The sequence below is a fragment of the Marinoscillum pacificum genome, from assembly GCF_024714495.1.
In the GTDB taxonomy this organism is placed as follows: Bacteria; Bacteroidota; Bacteroidia; order Cytophagales; family Cyclobacteriaceae; genus Marinoscillum; species Marinoscillum pacificum.
On sequence record NZ_JAMZMJ010000006.1, the window covers coordinates 286338 to 301973 of the forward strand.

A 15636-nucleotide genomic window follows, 5' to 3' on the forward strand; every position below is an offset into this window, starting at 1 on the left:
ATTAATGGAGATTATCTGGGTTCCATTCAATTCTCCTTTTGCCCTTAAGTGATGGAGATGTCTTTAATCCTTGCGAAATGATTTCCATAAGGTAGTTCCATTTCTTCTGTCCAGACCAGGTCAGATAATCATCAATAAAAACATTTTGTTGATCATCGCTACTTGTATGGTCAGGATTCCATTCTATTTTCCTGGACATAAATTTTGACTAGAGAAACGTTTTAAAATTAGTCAATCTTACTTATTTAATATTGTCAGTCGATTGCATGGGAATTAGAAACAAGGTGTTTACAAATTCTTAGGCTTCGTTCCTGGTTTCCCTTCTTGTGGATTGAGATAGATGCGCTGAGTAGGGTAGGCAAAATCTATGTCATTGCTTTCTGCAAATCGTTCGAGCACTTCTTCCCAGATGTTGTGTTCGGTTAGCCGTCTCTTTCTTGGATCTACCAGGTAACGCATGGTGAGCATCACTCCGCTATCCTTTACCGCGGTATAAACGATGGGTGTTAAAGTGCCATAAAATATCATGTACTTTTTGGAGGCTTCTATCAGTCTTTCCTGGGCTTCTTTGGTTAAATGCTCGGTATGCTTTTTTACAATCGCACTCAGGATGTCCTTTGCCTTCTGCCAGTTGCTTTCAAAAGTGATCAAAATCCCTATTTCATTCCATATATGAGAAAAACCCTGATTATAGTTGGCTTGTGGCAGTTTAAAAATTTGTCCATTGGGAACGTGAATGATTCGTCCTGTGCTCTGGTCGGCATCAACCCAATTGTTGATTTCATTTAGAGTAAATTGAAAAAAGCGGATGTCAATAACATCACCAGCATGGTCTCCGATTTGAATCCGATCTCCTACCTCAAAAGGTTTGCGAATGAGGATAAACAACCAACCTGCTACATTCACGATAGGGTCTTGCAAGGCAATGGCCAAACCAGCTGTTACCAATCCGAAAAAAGTAGCCAAAGAGCCCATTTTGTCTACCCAAATGGACCCGATAATGATGATTAGAAAAATGTAATAGGCATTGTTGACACCATTGCGCCAGTGGTACTGCTCTCGTACGTTCTCAATTTTGTTGTTGACCAATTTTACCAGCAGCTTGCGGAGCGTCCACAAGATGAGAAACGTGATTAACGAATAAAGAATTTTGAGTTGACTGGTTTCGGAGATTCTCCAGGTTTTTTCAATCCATTCTATTACTTCCATTGTGCGTGGTTTTAGGTCGATGATCAATCACACTTCCTAATCATTAAATTTACTGATACCGTCTTTTGTTTGATCAAGTTTCCTGATCAATATTTTTGGACCTGTTCAAACTTTATTGATTGTGAAATTTTTAATACTTGTGTCCATTCTCCCGAACCTCGTTCGTCATTAGGAAAATGATAATCATAAAACACTAATGAAATGAACAAGTATTTAGTCATCTATCACGCACCGAAAGCAGAAGTAAAAGGCATGAATTTTCCTTCAGAGGAGGAGAAAATGGCCGCTATGATGCCATGGTTTGCCTGGAAAGAAGCAATGGGCGATCATCTATTGGATTTTGGAAATCCGCTAATGGGAGGAAAGAAACTGACACCAAAAGGCACACCAGTTGAGAGCCAAAAAGAAGTTTCAGGGTATTCGCTAATTCAAGCGAATAGTTACGATCATGCCATCGAACTACTAAATGGTCACCCACACCTGGCAAGTGGTGCCTGTGAAATCGAAGTACATGAGGCAATTGCCATGTAAAATGTATCAGTAGCTCGACTTATTGAGGTTGAGCTACTGTATTTTCTAAGATGTCCAGTACTTCAGAAAAAGTTGATTCTCCTTTGTCTTGCAAGTACCATTTCTGCAATTCAACAGAAAAATCACTGTAAGGTCTTGGGTTTTCTTCTTGCTTCCAGGCGTCGTACAGCATTTGTGCCTCTTGTGGTCTTGGTCCCCATGACCCAAGCACATCAAATTTATTATCGAGCATGATCAGTTTTGGAATAGATCTGCCACCACGAGTCAGGAACTGATCCATCAACTCAAGGTTTTCATCTCTTAAGACAAACCGAGTATCAATTTGGTCATTTGCGTCAGCCATTTTTTGCAACAATGGAATGATTTGCGCTGCATCACCACACCAGCTTTCTGTAATAATTAACCACGTTTGCGAATAGTCGATGCTCTGCATCTTGGCCTCATGGTTCTCAGGAAGATTGATGGTTTTGGCCAATCGTTTCATTCGCTGATTACCCAACTTGGTATAGTTGACGTAGCTTTCTGATTTATTTGGGCCAGAAGAATCACCTGTGTCAGTCAGAGTTTGAACAAGGTTTACATATTCTTCATAGCTCATTGAGTGATCAATGGCTGTGTTGATGATATTCTTCAATGCTGATTTTTCCATTTCGTAATAGCTTCTGATCAGTAAATCGAAATGCATGTTGAATAGTTTCCGAAAAGGGGAATTCAGTGATTAATTGTCGGCTGGAACACTTTCCAGAGCAGGTTCCTCGTATTGGTTTACTCCTTTGTAGAACATCCAGTACATGGCCAGCATGATAAAGTGTGCCACATCATCTCTATTAAACCATGCCGGATGAATATCTACCTGGCCGATTTTAGCTGCACCAATTGCGAAAAGGCAGGCAATTCCGTAAAGGAAATAACGGTAATTCGACTGACCACTTTTTTGTCGATTGTAGGATAAAACTCCTGCGAGCACAAAGAATCCCGCTGTATGAACCATTACCCATTTAAATGAAAAATCAAATACGAGCATAGTAAATGTGGCAAATACCTTTGCACGAATTACCGTAAGGAGCATCTGTTTTTTCTTAGAGTCAGTAATGTCGAGTATCATAGCCAGCTCAGCGATCACCACTGATATAATAGCAATGGACCAGTTAGTAATCTTGAAATACTGGCCAGTATAGTTGAATAAGAGATGACTCAGACCTCCGAAAATGAATGCGAAAGTATAGCCAAGGAAAAACCATCTCCAATATTTCTGAAAAGTAGTCTGCGCACTTTCTAATCTTTTATAAAAAATGAATGCTTGTGTGGCAAGGACCCAATTCATCAAGGTACTTAGTGGCTCTAACAACTGTAAGCCAAACAATTCGAATGCTACTTTTTCCAAAATGCCGAGATTTTTTGAATGAGCGAAACTAAAGAAGTCAGACTAAAGATATTTGCTAACTTGCTCAAAATGCTTCGCTATTTATCGAAAATACTCCTTGGACTCTTTCTGATTTTACTCGTTCTAGTGATCAGTGTGGTGAAGTTGGTAGACAGATCTCCATATGAGGAACAAGCATTTTATCAGGAGATGGATCAGCGGTTGGACTCCTTGAACAGTCATTTTTCCGTTCCAATTGATACTGTAACTCTCCAGGTGGGTTGGTCAGAAGTTAATATCACTCCATCGACTAATTTGCCTCTTGCGGGATATGGAGCTAGAGACCCTAAAACCATGGAAGGTGTTCTCGATAGCTCATTCATCCGAGCGGTAGTCTATCAACTTGATGCTAGAAAACTGGCCATGATCTTTTCGGATTTATTGGTCATTCATCCGGAGTTGCGTAATGCCGTTTTCGAATCATTGCCGAGTGGCTGGCAGCGACATGAAATATATTTTACTGCAACTCATACCCATTCTGGTCAGGGAGCCTGGGCTCCGGGAGTGGTTGGGGATTTGTTTGCCGGTGCATATGACCCACAACAAGTGGTAATTTTGAGTGATAAAACTTTAGAAGCAATCAATAAGGCGACTGCCAATTTGAAGCCAGGAGCTGTTCAGTTTGGTGAACTATCAGTGGACAATCTGGTGAGAAACCGGCTGGTTAAAGAAAAGGGTATTACCGATCCATGGCTCAAAGTAGCAAGATTACAAAGTGACACGCTGGTAGGGCACATTGCTGTATTTAGTGCACACGCTACATGCTTTGGAGCTGACAACCATCTTCTGGCAAGTGATTACCCAGGAGAGTTGGTCCGGATGTTAAATGAACCATTTGATTTTGGTGCTTATGCTGCAGGTGCAGTTGGAAGCATGGCGGTGAACACTAACGGCGATTCTCCTAAGGAAAAAATTGAAGAAGTGGCAAGCGGCTTGAATGAACAAGTGCAGTTGTTGTCATTGATTGGACTTGATCAATTGCCGATTCAGCAGTTAACTTCTTTTCGCCTGAACTTACCCATGCGTGATCCGCAAGTCAAATTGACCAATTCTCTTGCCTTGAGACCTTACATTTTTAATATGTCTTTTGGGGAATACTCCAATGATATCAGCGTTGCGGTACTAGGACAAGCCATTTTCATTGGATTGCCTTGTGATTTTTCAGGAGAGCTGGCCGTTCCTTTGTATGAACAGGCCAGGGCGTTGGGTTATCAACTATTCATTACTTCATTCAATGGTGGATATGCCGGATATGTCATCAAGGATGAGTGGTATGATTTATCAAAATATGAAGCACGAACAATGAGCTGGTATGGCCCTGATGCCGGATCCTATTTGTCAGAAGTAATCTCAAGATTGATTCAAATTATTCATGAAAATAACGAAACCAACCCTGCTCGTAGATGAGCAAAAAGTACGTAAGAATGTGCGGATGATGCTTGAGAAAGCAAAAAGCAATGGAGCAGAACTTCGTCCACATTTCAAAACACATCACTCAGCGGATATTGCGGCCTGGCTCAGAGAGGAGGGGGTTACCAAAGCGACTGTATCTTCTGTTGACATGGCTAAGTATTTTGCCAAAGCCGGTTGGGATGATATTACCATTGCTTTTCCTTACAATCCTCTGGAAGCGGAGGAGGTGGAGCAGTTGGCCAAACAAATCACTTTGAATGTCACGATTGTTTCTAAAGAGGCATTAGTGCATCTCAATCAACATGTGAAGGCTCCGATTAATTATTTCATTAAAGTAGATGTAGGTACCCACCGCACAGGTATTTTGCCTGAGTTGACAGATGAAATTGGTCATATAGCTCAATCCCTGAACTCGGAGCATAAATTGGTCGGTTTACTCGCACATGCAGGTCATACCTATCAGCCTATGACAAAAGAGAAGGCCGAGAAAGTGTTTTCAGAATCCATAAAGGCATTTGATGAAGTAAAATCGATAGTTGGAAAAGAGGATTTGATCATTTCATACGGAGATACGCCATCTTGTTCTTTACTGGATGACTTTGCTGGGGTAAACGAACTGCGTCCAGGAAATTTTGTCTTTTACGATATCATGCAGCAGTATTTCAATAGTTGCTCTCTGGAAGAAATCGCGGTGTGCATGGCATGTCCTGTCGTGGCTATTCATGCTGATCGCAATGAAGTGGTAGTTTTCGGAGGCGCTGTTCATTTCTCGAAAGACTTCATAGCACCTGATGGGAATCGCAGTTTTGGGACCGTAGTTCAGCTATCGGAAACAGGATGGGATAGTGAACCAATTGCTCATGTAGATCGTCTTTCGCAGGAACATGGGATCATCAAAGCATCCGATGAGTTGATTAAATCTTTAAAAATTGGTGATTTGGTAGGGATTTTGCCTGTACACAGTTGCCTGACGGCTGACCTTCAGGGTTACTATGTATCTTTGGCGGGTCAAAGGCTTAACAAGTTTAATAAAGCAGACGTATGAGAAAGCTGTTATTCGTAGCATCGGTTGCGATTTTATTTTTTTCCGCTCAGGCGCAAGATTCAAAAAGTAAAACACCAAAGGATTCTCTGGATCTAATGATTGGTCAAATGATCATGGTTGGGTTGGGAGATTTCAATACTATGGATCAACAGGCCCCTGTTTACAAGGACATTAGATCTGGTAAAGTGGGAGGAGTGATTCTATTCGAGAAAAACCTCGCTAATAAAAACACGGAAGCAAATCTTAAGAAGATTTTGGATTTCACTCAATCACAATCGGAGACACCTTTGTTTGTGAGTATTGATGAAGAAGGAGGCAGAGTGAATCGTTTGAAAACGAAATACGGTTTCCCAAAAACAGTGACCGCTCAATATCTCGGTAAAATCGATAATGTAGACAGTACCTCATTTTATGCGAAACAAACAGCGGGTATCCTTTACCAGCTTGGTGTGAACATGAATTTTGCACCTTCAGTGGATGTCAATGTCAATCCCAACAATCCTGTGATTGGTAAGATTGGACGTTCTTATTCTGAAGATCCACTCATTGTGGCTAAACATGCACAAGCATGGATAGAAGGTCATGATTTGTTCGGAGTGGCTACCGTTTTGAAGCATTTCCCAGGCCATGGAAGTTCTAAAAATGATTCGCATCTTGGATTAACGGATGTTTCTTCTACCTGGAGATTTGAAGAGTTGATGCCCTATAGAGCTTTACTCGATTCTGGTAAAGTTCATGCAATCATGACCGCTCACATTGTTAATGAGGTGTTGGATGAAAGTAAACTTCCAGCGACCTTGTCTGATAAAGTGATTTCTGATGTATTGAGAGACTTTATGGGCTATGATGGTGTGGTAGTTTCTGATGACATGCAAATGAAAGCCATCAGTGCTCAGTACCCATTGGAAGAATCGATCAAAATGGCTGTTCTTGCAGGTGTTGATATTTTGCTTTTCGCGAATAATGTTCCAGACTATGAGTTAGTTACTGCAGAACAAATTCATTCGATTATCAAAAAACTCATTGAAAATGGAGATATTAGTAGAGATCGTATCATTCAATCTTATAACCGAATCCTATCTTTGAAAAAAGACATGGGTCTTTTGAAGTAGAAAGTACAAGTTGCCGACCTAACCTATGATTCAGTACAACCCTAAAACCTGGTTTTCACTCATTTTTGATGTGTATAGCCGGTACGTGATCAAGTTATTATTTCCACTACTATTGTTTGTAGGGTTATTTTCTTTGGGGATGTGCTTCGTTGTACTGACTGTATTCGATTATCACTTTTCAGGAACAATTGCTTTTCACTCTATTCTTGGGGTCATCTTAGGTTTATTCCTGGTTTTGAGGACTAACACTGCGTATGATAGATGGTGGGAAGGCCGTAAGCTTTGGGGGCAACTGGTGAACGATAGTCGTCAGTTGGCAATTAAGATTCATTCCTTTTTGCCAAAAGAGGAGAACGAACATCGCGAGTTTTTTAGAAGAATGATCCCAAATGAGGCGTTCTCTATGAAAGAACACCTGCGCGATAGTATACTGGTTGGCGAAATGGACCTGATTGATGAGGCAACCAAGCAGCGTGTCATCACTAGTAAGCATCGTCCAAACATGATCAACAAGCTTTTGTATGAACGTGTGATGATGTGTCATGCCGAAGGACTGATCAATGACCAGCAGCTATTCATACTAGATAAAGAAATCAAAGGCTTTACCGATATCATCGGTGCATGTGAGCGAATCAAGTCTACCCCTATTCCTTACTCGTATAGCATGTTCATCAAGAAGTTCCTTTTTATTTATTCACTGACACTTCCGGTGAGTTTCATGTGGGAACTTCACTACTGGACAGTGCCAGTAGTGATGCTTGCTTTCTATTTCCTGGTGAGTGTCGAGTTGATTGCCGAGGAGATCGAAGATCCATTTGGGAATGACATCAATGACCTTCCTTTGAATGATCTAGCCCTCAAAATCAAAAGAAACGTATCGGAGATTTTAGCCATATAAAGGTTCTGGCTTCCTGTTGACGTACATCTTTAGATGGATGTTTTTCGCCATGTTGACACCAGACTCCTTGGCTAGTTCTGCTTTATCTCCTTCAAATAAAATGTCGATGGTTTCCACCCACAGTCGGGCCCATTCCTCAAAATGGTATTTGGTAAAACTTCGTCCAAATCGATGATCAACCTCTATGTGTCTATGCAAAGGACTGCCTTCATAGCTGTCTGTGAATAAGATCTGCTTAGACCAATACTTAATAAACATCTGCTTGTGAAACTCCCAATTCATCACTGCTTCAGAGAAGAAATAGGATAGTTCTTCATGCTCTAATACCTTCTCGTAAAAGGTGTCGATGAGCATTTCAATCTCAAATTCTGATTCTATTCTTGCCTTCATTGGTAGGTTCTCTATTTATAGAGGGTTGCGAAGATAGTTTCGCAACGGAACCTACTATCCTGCAAGCATCAGTAATTCAAGTGATCTTTATCACTATTAGTCATCTTTCAATGTTTGTGCCGGGTTAACCAAAGCAGCTGAGATGGTTTTGTGACTGATAGTGACCAGTGCTACAAACAGCGTTGATAGCAAGCCAATAATGAAGAACCATGGCCCTATCGCGATTCTGAAGGAGAAATTATCAAGCCACAGGTTCAGGAAATAGAAGGCTAATGGCGCTGTTACCACGAATGAGACAATCATCAGTAGAATGACTTCTTTAGAGAAGATCCCCAAAATGTTCATCGCACTAGCACCTAGCACTTTTCTCACACCAATCTCTTTGGTGCGATTCATGGCAATGAAAGAGACCAAGCCATAGAGTCCAAGACAGCCAATTAGAATGGAAATGATCGAGAACACTTTCATCAAAGCCGTGATATTCTGTACATCTTCGTAGAGTTCAGCCAGTGTCTTGTCATAGAAATCATAGTCCAATACATACTCTGGATAAACGTCATTCCAGGTAGCTTCGAAGTGCTTTTTAGCTTCCTGAACACTCGCTAAAGAAGGCGTTTTGAACGAAACGTTGTAGAATATTTTCGGGTAATGAATCAATAAAACAAAGTCCAATTCTTCTTCCAATGAGTATGTATGGAAATCTTCCATCACACCAACGATGGTTTTTCCACCACCCCAGCCGGTCATTAGCGTCTCACCAATTACTTCATCGTATCTGCCATCAAAACCCATCAACCGAGCAATTTTCTCATTGATGACAATATTGGTCGAATCGCCTTCTTTGATGGTTCTTCCTGCCAAAATTTTAATGTCAAAGAAATCTGTGTAGAATGGATCTACTGGTTTGAAGTTAGCATGATAGTTCTTTTCTGATTTGAGTGGTGCATAGTTGAAATTACTGTGTGAATCCGAGTTTCCAGTTGGCTCACTCAGGGCAAATGTTACTCCCTCGATAGCCGGTGAAGTCAACATTGCTTGTCGAAAACGTTCCATTTTCAACACATCACGCTCCGGTAAATAGGAACTCAAAATGGCCTCAGTTTCAAATCCCAAATCTTTGTTCATGAAAAAGTCCGTTTGAGAAGAAACGATCAAAGTACCAATGATCAGGAACTGAGAAATGGCGAACTGAACAATCACCAATCCTTTTCGAAGTGATAACCCACCCGAATGTGAAGTAGCCGTTATTTTCTTTTTCAGTGCTAGTACGGTGTTCATTCTTGAAAGTAGCACGGCAGGATAGAATCCTGAGAACAAACTCACGATGAGGAACAGTACAAGAAGGAAAATGGCTGTCTCTGGACTTCCCAGAAGATCTATGGATAACTGATAGCCAATGATATCAGATAGCACATTGAACATTAACTCCGCGATGGCTAATGAAATAATCAACGCAAAGAAGGTGATAAGCGCGATTTCTGAAAGGAACTGAACTAGCAACTGAGAAGTCATACTTCCGATAGCTTTTCGAATTCCGATTTCTTTGGCACGGTTAGATGCCTGAGCAGTGGCTAAATTGATAAAGTTAATACAGGCAGTAAGTACCAGAAAAATTCCGATCAGGCCTAGTGCATACATGAATTGTAATGAAGTAGCTCCAGTATAAGAGCCATACTCTTGATCGAAATGGATTTCACTAAACTTTTGAGCAACAAATCGACGGTCTTCTGATTCACCTTCTTTGTAATGTTTATCCACAAAGGCAATCATTGCCTGGTTAAATGCTACTTCATCAAAATTACCTTCTGGAATAAAATAGGTATTGGTATTGGAGCTTGTGCTATGCCATTCGGTTCCTTCTCGGAAATATGGGTCAACACCGCCATTCTGGCTTTGGTAGTCAAAAAGATAGGTAAATGGTAGTGAAGTAGGTTCAATCGGATCTTCGATTATCCCGATGATCTTGAAGTCTTTTATGTTGTTGTAGTTGATTAATCGCCCAAGCGCTTCCTGCTCCATTCCTTCTGGCAGGTTGAAGAGTTTTTGAGCCTGTGAAGCAGCGATCACCACCGTTTGTGGTTCTAGAAGGGCTGTCTCAGGATTTCCAGCAATCCATTTTGTGGTGAAGATGTCAAAGAAACTGTGTTCTGTAAAGGCAATTCCCTCATCAATCATGAATTTATGAATGGTGCCAGTGCCATCCTTTACATTCAATTGATTTTCGTACATGTAGTTGGTTCTCGCCACCACTTTCATGTTGGCAAAATCTTCCCGCATTGCCGGACCAACCGGGTGAGGCGTTCCCATTCCTTTGTCTACTTCATCAGGATAGATGTTATGAGTAACCACACGATAGATGTTATCATAGTTTTCATGTTGCGTGTCATAACTGAATTCATAGGAAATCACTTTGTATACGACAAGGGCACACCCTATTCCCAGAGCTAAACCGAATATATTTAGGAAGGTATAAACCTTATTTCTCTTCAGGTTTCTTAGTGCTGTGATGAAGTAGTTTCTTAGCATGGAATGAAATTATCTAAACTTATGAATGTAGTACTCAATAGGTGTGCCAACATGAATTGTGGTTAATCAGTACAGTTTTGGTGCTTTTGAGTGTACTTCAATGAACATGAACTGTCCGCATATGATCATAAGTTAACGAGCATATAACATGAGTCATCGAGTTTGAGCCCACCAAAATGTCTCTTCATTACAATTTTGTGCCATGCTTATGAACAACAAGAATATTAGTATTTATCGTTACATGCTGAGCGGGGAGCAGACTTTGCGATTTGATTTCAAAGGAAAGTTTGATTTAGCAACTTGTACAGAAGCTGTTAACATTTGGCAAAACGAATTCGACAGATTGAATGGAGGAAAAATTTCAATCATTTGGGATTGTAGTCAGATGAGTGGGTTCGATATAGAAGCCCAACGAGAGTGGGTCAAGTGGATGAAAGGCTTGTCAGATCAAATAGAAAAGGTCATTGTCGTTGCTGACAACATTGTCATCAGAGGAGCTGCGCGTTTGATTCTGAAACTATTCCATTTCAAATCAGAAGTCTATAGCTCTATCTCGGCAATAAGCAACGAATTAGCAGGAGTTTATACCTGATTATATAGGTAATTCACCTATATTTTGGTATATAACTTTGCATTGAATGTAATTTCTTTGTTCTTTTAAGCTTTACCGTCACATATATTGAATGAATATTACCTCCGAAAATATTGATGTAAGGTCAGATCATTACTACGGAACCTCATCGATCTTTTTTAAAATCAAGGGTTATCTAAGTACCTATTCTTGTGGAATAGCTGCAAAAGCCTGGAAGGATAAAGCTTCCGAAAATCATGAAAAACATCTTTTGGTTTTGGACTTAACAAAGATGGTAGGACATGAGTCTTCTTCACGTCAATTACTGGCCAATACGATTGCGAGTACTTCGAGAAGGGTTAAAGCTGTGGTGATTATCAGCGATAGCTTATTGCATCGATTGTATTTAAGGCTACTACTCAGATCGGTAAGTAGTCCAGTGATTATTCATAAGTCTGAGAATCAGTTAAGTGTTATTCGAGCACAATTAATGGCATCATAACATTCTGTTGGATTAGTTGTTAGGTTTATAAGAAAAATACCTAGGTATTTCTCTTATATTTGAGTCATTTCAATTGAATACAGCCATACAACCGATCTACACATGTTACTAAGATCAGAGAACGTCGAGATTCGATTTGACGATCGATTTGACCTGCCTTGTCTTTACATCAAGTTTAAAGGGAAATTCACTGAAGCCGCTAGTCAACAATCCACCACCATTTGGAAGGTAGTTTTTGATAAACAGCAAGACTCCAAATTCATCATGATTTGGGATTGCATGGAAATGACAGGTTTCGAAATGTCCGCCAGAAGGCAATGGCTAAAACATCTGCATTTACTCCATAATCAAATAGATCGAGTGATTGTTATCTCTGATTCTGTAATGATACGAGGTTCAGCTCGCTTAATGCTGAAACTGTTTGGGTTCAAATCAGAAGTATTCGACTCATATCATGACGTCTGGTCGAAATATTCTGCATTTGTTTAACACTCTTTTTGTAACCTTAAATTGGCACGTTTACGTGACGTTCTGCATGATAAGATGATCTTACGAGGGGTCCTGATTCCACATATTTAAGACCTCTTTTTAATCCCTCTTCTCGGTATGCATCAAATTGATCTGGATGAATAAATTCAGCAACTTCTATGTGGCGTTTAGTTGGTTGCAGATATTGGCCAAGAGTTAGGATGTCAAGGCCGTTTGCAGCTAAATCGTCCATTGCTTTATGCACTTCATCCTGAGTTTCACCTAGCCCTAACATGATACCAGACTTGGTACGCATTCCGGCTTCTTTGGTCAACCTGGTTTGTTCAAGGCTTCGAGCATATTTAGCTTGAGGACGTACTCTTCTGTACAGGCGCTCTACCGTTTCCATATTGTGTGAAACAACTTCTTGTCCACCTTCAATCATTCTGTAAAGGGCATCCCAGTTGCTTTTCACATCAGGAATCAACGTTTCGATCGTTGTAGAAGGGCTCAACTCTTTTACTTTCACCACTGTTTGGTACCAGATTTCTGCTCCGCGATCTTTTAACTCATCTCGGTTTACAGAAGTAAGTACCGCGTGCTTAACCTTCATGGTAGCAATTGCTTCCGCTACACGTTGAGGCTCTTGCTCATCATACTCTGGTGGTCTACCTGTGGCCACAGCACAGAAGGTACAGCTACGAGTACATACATTTCCTAGAATCATGAATGTAGCAGTTCCTGCTCCCCAACATTCACCCATATTCGGGCAATTACCACTTTCACAGATTGTATGGAGCTTATTCTCATCTACAATCTTGCGTACTTGCGCATATTCTTTACCAACTGGAAGTTTTACCCTTAGCCAGTTTGGTTTTTTAATTTTTTGCGCCTTGTCCTGCGATATAGTTGGTAATTCTATCATGTCTCTAAAATGTTGTGCAAAGAAAGCTTTGCTAAGTTAAAGTTCCAAACAAGGAGATTTACTTCCTTGTTCCCCAATACATGGTAAAATAGAATGCGGAAAATAATGCTTTGTTATCCTGAGTAGGCACAATGATGATTTTTTGAGGGAATGCTTCCAACGAGACACCTATTTCTACTCCAGCCATGTTGTTTTTGAACGTGCCAAACTCGAATGATAAGCCAGCTTTTGCATTTAGCCCAAACTTAATCTGTGAATCACCTAATCCCTGAAAAAGCTTTCCAGAGCCCTGAATAGTACTTCTTGGGTGTCTGTTTGGGTCATACTGTTCATAACCTTGTCCAGTGAGCACATAGTATGGTGCCACTATCCCGATACTAGGTCCTGCTGCGATTATTCCACTTATCTGTACTCCTTGCTGAGGTGCTTTTCTGAAGAATAGTTTTTCACGACCGTAGTTGCCACGTAAGGAATAAAGAAAATTTTGCTTTCCATAGGTGAAATAAGTCCCAGATGCAGATGGATACCTTACTTCATAGGGATGTTTTACATTCAGTATTTCAATGCCTATAGTCGAAAAGACATTGTTTTTTTGACGCCTGGCCAATTTGAAAACTCCACCACCAATGAGGCCACTATTCGTATTTTTGGTTAATCCCCATACGATCTCTGTATTATAATCGTCCTCATTTTGCTGACTGTACGCCAGTGTACCGCAAAACAGGAGGAGTAAAACGATCACAGAGATTTTTTTCATAGTATCAAGTTAACACTTAAGGAGCAGTTGTTCCTAGACTGCTACCGGTTTTATATTTTCAATTACTTCGTCAAAAGAGATGCCAAAATGCGAGTTGTCATATACACATTTGCCATTTTGAATCAACAAGACCTGAGGACTTTGGTGATAAATACCAAACTGTTGTTCTATAGCATTAGAAATATCACGATTTGCAATGAGATCTAAATAATAAGCTTCCAGGTTCTGCGCTTTACTATCATCCCATTTTCTTTCCATACGGTTCAATGATGCTGCGCTAATGGAACACCGGGTACTATGTTTGAAAATGAGTACGGGTTGTTTTTTAGATAACTCTTTAATTTCTGCTAGTTGGGAAACGTCAGTTAATTCCTTCCAATTCATATCAGTTCCAGATTTCGGCTTCTTTACGGTCGAATTTCGGTTTCGAAATTTTATCAGTAACAGCATCTGGCTGCACTTTGTTCCTGTTCATTCGAGTCCAGAACACATTCCACTTTCTAAACCCTTTGCGAATCATTTCACTATCGTTGTTGACTTTGTTGTGATGGAAGCTTGGATGCATGTCTTTTTCATTCATCCATTTACGCTTGAAGTTGCCAGAGAATGTACTGGATTTGTAATCCCCCATTGGTGCGTACATTGGTACTACATCTCCATCATACTTGGCTTGTTTGCTAGTCGTCCATAAATTGGCGACCAGTGCACCAAATTTATTCTTGTCTTTGCCTTCACCCTTATACTTTGCAGCGCCTTCGTTAAAAGGACGCATTTGATATTGTACCCGTGGGTCTCCATCAAACTTATGCTTGTTGGTAGAATATCTCGGTTTGATCCATCTCCAATTAACATTAGCAAAAGGAGATCCAGCAGAGTATCGAGGAGTGACACTTTTATCCTTTTTTGTGAAAGGCATTCCTCCAGAGTAACGCGGAGTTACACCCTTAGGATTGAATAGTTGTTCCAAAGTTCCTCGTTGATATGGACTACCCTGAGAATATCTCGGAGTAATCGACATTTGCTTTTTAGTGAACGGCGATCCAGCGGAATATCTAGGAGTGACTGTCTGTTGTTTTTTAGTGAATGGTGATCCTGCAGAATATTTCACCGCAGGCGTTGGGTTAAACAATTTTTCCAGGAATGATTTACTGTAAGGCGATCCAGCAGAATATCTCGGTGTGACAGTTTTTTGTTTTTTACTAAATGGCATAGCTGCACTGTATCGTGGACCAGACTTGCTGCTGAAAACCAACTGGAAGAAGTTCTTCTCAAATGGTGAACGTGCCGAATACCTTGGAGTAACAGATTTCTGCTTTCGTGTAAACGGTGATCCAGCGGAGTATCTAGGAGATGCTGTTGGATTAAATATTTTGGCAAAGAAAGATTGCTTGAAGGGACTGCCGCCAGAATATCTAGGAGTGACATTTTTATCCTTTTTAGTAAACGGTGGTCTTGATGCACCGTAGCGAACGGGTTTACGTTTGCCAGACATCATGCCTGCTAATCCCGAACTGGAGTATCTCGGAGTGGTGTATCGTTGCTTTTTGAAGATTCCTCTGTTTTCAGATGCAGAAGGTTGTCTGCTTTGACTTTTTCGCTTGTTAAAGGAAGCAAAAGGTGATCCAGAGGAATATCGAGGAGACCCACCTCGTCCACCTTGCTGGAGTGGTCCAGCACTACTTGATCTTCCCTTTTTCTTTTTGAAAAGTGAAAATCCTCCACCTTTCTGCTTAGTCTTCTGGGTTTTTAGTCGCTTATCAGAATCAGTAATCAACTGACCATAAGCTTCCGTTCCAGAATACGCTAGAAGAATCAGGAAAAAAGAAGATATGACAAGAAATCTTTTCAACACAAACTTACATTCAT

The 15636-nt window shown here is 40.6% G+C and carries 18 protein-coding genes; 8 read left to right on the forward strand and 10 right to left on the reverse strand.

Translation table 11 applies throughout. The features are described 5' to 3' along the window. Position 1 precedes the first annotated feature (1 nt). Together NXS00_RS15820 and NXS00_RS15825 are read right to left on the reverse strand one after the other, a co-directional pair. Positions 2-199: a hypothetical protein gene (locus NXS00_RS15820; protein ID WP_258100213.1), complete on the reverse strand. Its 198-nt coding sequence runs from the start codon at positions 197-199 to the stop codon at positions 2-4. 89 nt (positions 200-288) lie between these two features. After that, on the reverse strand, positions 289-1209 hold the full coding sequence (locus NXS00_RS15825) for a mechanosensitive ion channel family protein (protein ID WP_258100214.1): 921 nt from the start codon (positions 1207-1209) through the stop codon (positions 289-291). A 201-nt stretch (positions 1210-1410) separates the two neighbouring features. On the opposite strand from NXS00_RS15825, the gene NXS00_RS15830 reads away from it, so the two are divergent. After that, complete coding sequence (locus tag NXS00_RS15830) at positions 1411-1740, forward strand: YciI family protein (protein WP_258100215.1); 330 nt, start codon at positions 1411-1413, stop codon at positions 1738-1740. 19 nt (positions 1741-1759) lie between these two features. On the opposite strand, the gene NXS00_RS15835 is transcribed toward NXS00_RS15830, so the two are convergent. Together NXS00_RS15835 and NXS00_RS15840 are read right to left on the reverse strand one after the other, a co-directional pair. After that, positions 1760-2425, reverse strand: coding sequence for a thioredoxin family protein (locus NXS00_RS15835; RefSeq protein WP_258100216.1), 666 nt, complete (start codon positions 2423-2425; stop codon positions 1760-1762). Positions 2426-2458: 33 nt separating this feature from the next. Continuing rightward, positions 2459-3124 (reverse strand): DUF6962 family protein, encoded by a 666-nt coding sequence (locus NXS00_RS15840; RefSeq protein ID WP_258100217.1) that lies wholly within the window; start codon positions 3122-3124, stop codon positions 2459-2461. Positions 3125-3142: 18 nt separating this feature from the next. On the opposite strand from NXS00_RS15840, the gene NXS00_RS15845 reads away from it, so the two are divergent. Genes NXS00_RS15845 through NXS00_RS15860 form a run of 4 tightly spaced genes read left to right on the forward strand, consistent with a single transcriptional unit; the run spans position 3143 to position 7631 of the window. Further along, the gene (locus NXS00_RS15845) at positions 3143-4570 is read left to right on the forward strand and encodes a neutral/alkaline non-lysosomal ceramidase N-terminal domain-containing protein (RefSeq protein WP_258100218.1); all 1428 of its coding nucleotides are present in this window, start codon (positions 3143-3145) and stop codon (positions 4568-4570) included. Beyond that, positions 4536-5621: an alanine racemase gene (locus NXS00_RS15850; protein ID WP_258100219.1), complete on the forward strand. Its 1086-nt coding sequence runs from the start codon at positions 4536-4538 to the stop codon at positions 5619-5621. The genes NXS00_RS15845 and NXS00_RS15850 overlap by 35 nt, the downstream gene beginning before the upstream one ends. Next, positions 5618-6733: a glycoside hydrolase family 3 protein gene (locus NXS00_RS15855; protein ID WP_258100220.1), complete on the forward strand. Its 1116-nt coding sequence runs from the start codon at positions 5618-5620 to the stop codon at positions 6731-6733. The genes NXS00_RS15850 and NXS00_RS15855 overlap by 4 nt, the downstream gene beginning before the upstream one ends. 25 nt (positions 6734-6758) lie before the next feature. After that, positions 6759-7631: a bestrophin family protein gene (locus NXS00_RS15860; protein WP_258100221.1), complete on the forward strand. Its 873-nt coding sequence runs from the start codon at positions 6759-6761 to the stop codon at positions 7629-7631. Here the strand turns inward: NXS00_RS15860 and NXS00_RS15865 are convergent. Both NXS00_RS15865 and NXS00_RS15870 read right to left on the reverse strand, forming a co-directional pair. Continuing rightward, positions 7620-8021, reverse strand: coding sequence for a group III truncated hemoglobin (locus NXS00_RS15865; RefSeq protein ID WP_258100222.1), 402 nt, complete (start codon positions 8019-8021; stop codon positions 7620-7622). The genes NXS00_RS15860 and NXS00_RS15865 overlap by 12 nt on opposite strands. A gap of 96 nt (positions 8022-8117) precedes the next feature. Next, complete coding sequence (locus NXS00_RS15870; RefSeq protein ID WP_258100223.1) at positions 8118-10547, reverse strand: ABC transporter permease; 2430 nt, start codon at positions 10545-10547, stop codon at positions 8118-8120. A gap of 208 nt (positions 10548-10755) precedes the next feature. Here NXS00_RS15870 and NXS00_RS15875 point away from each other — a divergent pair, with 208 nt between their 5' ends. The 3 genes from NXS00_RS15875 to NXS00_RS15885 all read left to right on the forward strand — a co-directional run bounded on the left by NXS00_RS15875 (position 10756) and on the right by NXS00_RS15885 (position 12109). Further along, positions 10756-11139, forward strand: a complete 384-nt coding sequence (locus tag NXS00_RS15875) for a SpoIIAA family protein (protein WP_258100224.1) — start codon at positions 10756-10758, stop codon at positions 11137-11139. A gap of 91 nt (positions 11140-11230) precedes the next feature. Next, complete coding sequence (locus tag NXS00_RS15880) at positions 11231-11620, forward strand: hypothetical protein (RefSeq protein ID WP_258100225.1); 390 nt, start codon at positions 11231-11233, stop codon at positions 11618-11620. 102 nt (positions 11621-11722) lie between these two features. Continuing rightward, on the forward strand, positions 11723-12109 hold the full coding sequence (locus NXS00_RS15885) for a SpoIIAA family protein (RefSeq protein WP_258100226.1): 387 nt from the start codon (positions 11723-11725) through the stop codon (positions 12107-12109). A 16-nt stretch (positions 12110-12125) separates the two neighbouring features. Here the strand turns inward: NXS00_RS15885 and lipA are convergent, their stop codons facing one another. The 4 genes from lipA to NXS00_RS15905 are packed head-to-tail and all read right to left on the reverse strand — an operon-like array spanning position 12126 to position 15619. Next, the gene (gene lipA / locus NXS00_RS15890; RefSeq protein WP_258100227.1) at positions 12126-13013 is read right to left on the reverse strand and encodes a lipoyl synthase; all 888 of its coding nucleotides are present in this window, start codon (positions 13011-13013) and stop codon (positions 12126-12128) included. A gap of 58 nt (positions 13014-13071) precedes the next feature. Then, positions 13072-13770, reverse strand: coding sequence for a hypothetical protein (locus tag NXS00_RS15895; RefSeq protein WP_258100228.1), 699 nt, complete (start codon positions 13768-13770; stop codon positions 13072-13074). 33 nt (positions 13771-13803) lie between these two features. After that, complete coding sequence (gene ytxJ, locus NXS00_RS15900) at positions 13804-14154, reverse strand: bacillithiol system redox-active protein YtxJ (RefSeq protein ID WP_258100229.1); 351 nt, start codon at positions 14152-14154, stop codon at positions 13804-13806. A 1-nt stretch (position 14155) separates the two neighbouring features. Continuing rightward, positions 14156-15619 carry a hypothetical protein gene (locus NXS00_RS15905; RefSeq protein ID WP_258100230.1) on the reverse strand — a complete coding sequence of 488 codons (1464 nt, stop codon included), beginning with the start codon at positions 15617-15619 and terminating at the stop codon, positions 14156-14158. Positions 15620-15636 lie beyond the last annotated feature (17 nt).

What these genes read in the sequence shown, in the direction of transcription:
- NXS00_RS15835 (WP_258100216.1), bottom strand. Translation starts at nt 2,425, where the DNA reads ATGCATTTCGATTTACTGATCAGAAGCTATTACGAAATGGAAAAATCA.
- NXS00_RS15845 (WP_258100218.1), top strand. Translation starts at nt 3,143, where the DNA reads ATGAGCGAAACTAAAGAAGTCAGACTAAAGATATTTGCTAACTTGCTC.
- NXS00_RS15865 (WP_258100222.1), bottom strand. Translation starts at nt 8,021, where the DNA reads ATGAAGGCAAGAATAGAATCAGAATTTGAGATTGAAATGCTCATCGAC.
- NXS00_RS15825 (WP_258100214.1), bottom strand. Translation starts at nt 1,209, where the DNA reads ATGGAAGTAATAGAATGGATTGAAAAAACCTGGAGAATCTCCGAAACC.
- NXS00_RS15875 (WP_258100224.1), top strand. Translation starts at nt 10,756, where the DNA reads ATGAACAACAAGAATATTAGTATTTATCGTTACATGCTGAGCGGGGAG.
- NXS00_RS15870 (WP_258100223.1), bottom strand. Translation starts at nt 10,547, where the DNA reads ATGCTAAGAAACTACTTCATCACAGCACTAAGAAACCTGAAGAGAAAT.
- NXS00_RS15885 (WP_258100226.1), top strand. Translation starts at nt 11,723, where the DNA reads ATGTTACTAAGATCAGAGAACGTCGAGATTCGATTTGACGATCGATTT.
- NXS00_RS15880 (WP_258100225.1), top strand. Translation starts at nt 11,231, where the DNA reads ATGAATATTACCTCCGAAAATATTGATGTAAGGTCAGATCATTACTAC.
- NXS00_RS15860 (WP_258100221.1), top strand. Translation starts at nt 6,759, where the DNA reads ATGATTCAGTACAACCCTAAAACCTGGTTTTCACTCATTTTTGATGTG.
- NXS00_RS15850 (WP_258100219.1), top strand. Translation starts at nt 4,536, where the DNA reads ATGAAAATAACGAAACCAACCCTGCTCGTAGATGAGCAAAAAGTACGT.
- NXS00_RS15820 (WP_258100213.1), bottom strand. Translation starts at nt 199, where the DNA reads ATGTCCAGGAAAATAGAATGGAATCCTGACCATACAAGTAGCGATGAT.
- lipA (WP_258100227.1), bottom strand. Translation starts at nt 13,013, where the DNA reads ATGATAGAATTACCAACTATATCGCAGGACAAGGCGCAAAAAATTAAA.
- NXS00_RS15830 (WP_258100215.1), top strand. Translation starts at nt 1,411, where the DNA reads ATGAACAAGTATTTAGTCATCTATCACGCACCGAAAGCAGAAGTAAAA.
- NXS00_RS15895 (WP_258100228.1), bottom strand. Translation starts at nt 13,770, where the DNA reads ATGAAAAAAATCTCTGTGATCGTTTTACTCCTCCTGTTTTGCGGTACA.
- NXS00_RS15855 (WP_258100220.1), top strand. Translation starts at nt 5,618, where the DNA reads ATGAGAAAGCTGTTATTCGTAGCATCGGTTGCGATTTTATTTTTTTCC.
- ytxJ (WP_258100229.1), bottom strand. Translation starts at nt 14,154, where the DNA reads ATGAATTGGAAGGAATTAACTGACGTTTCCCAACTAGCAGAAATTAAA.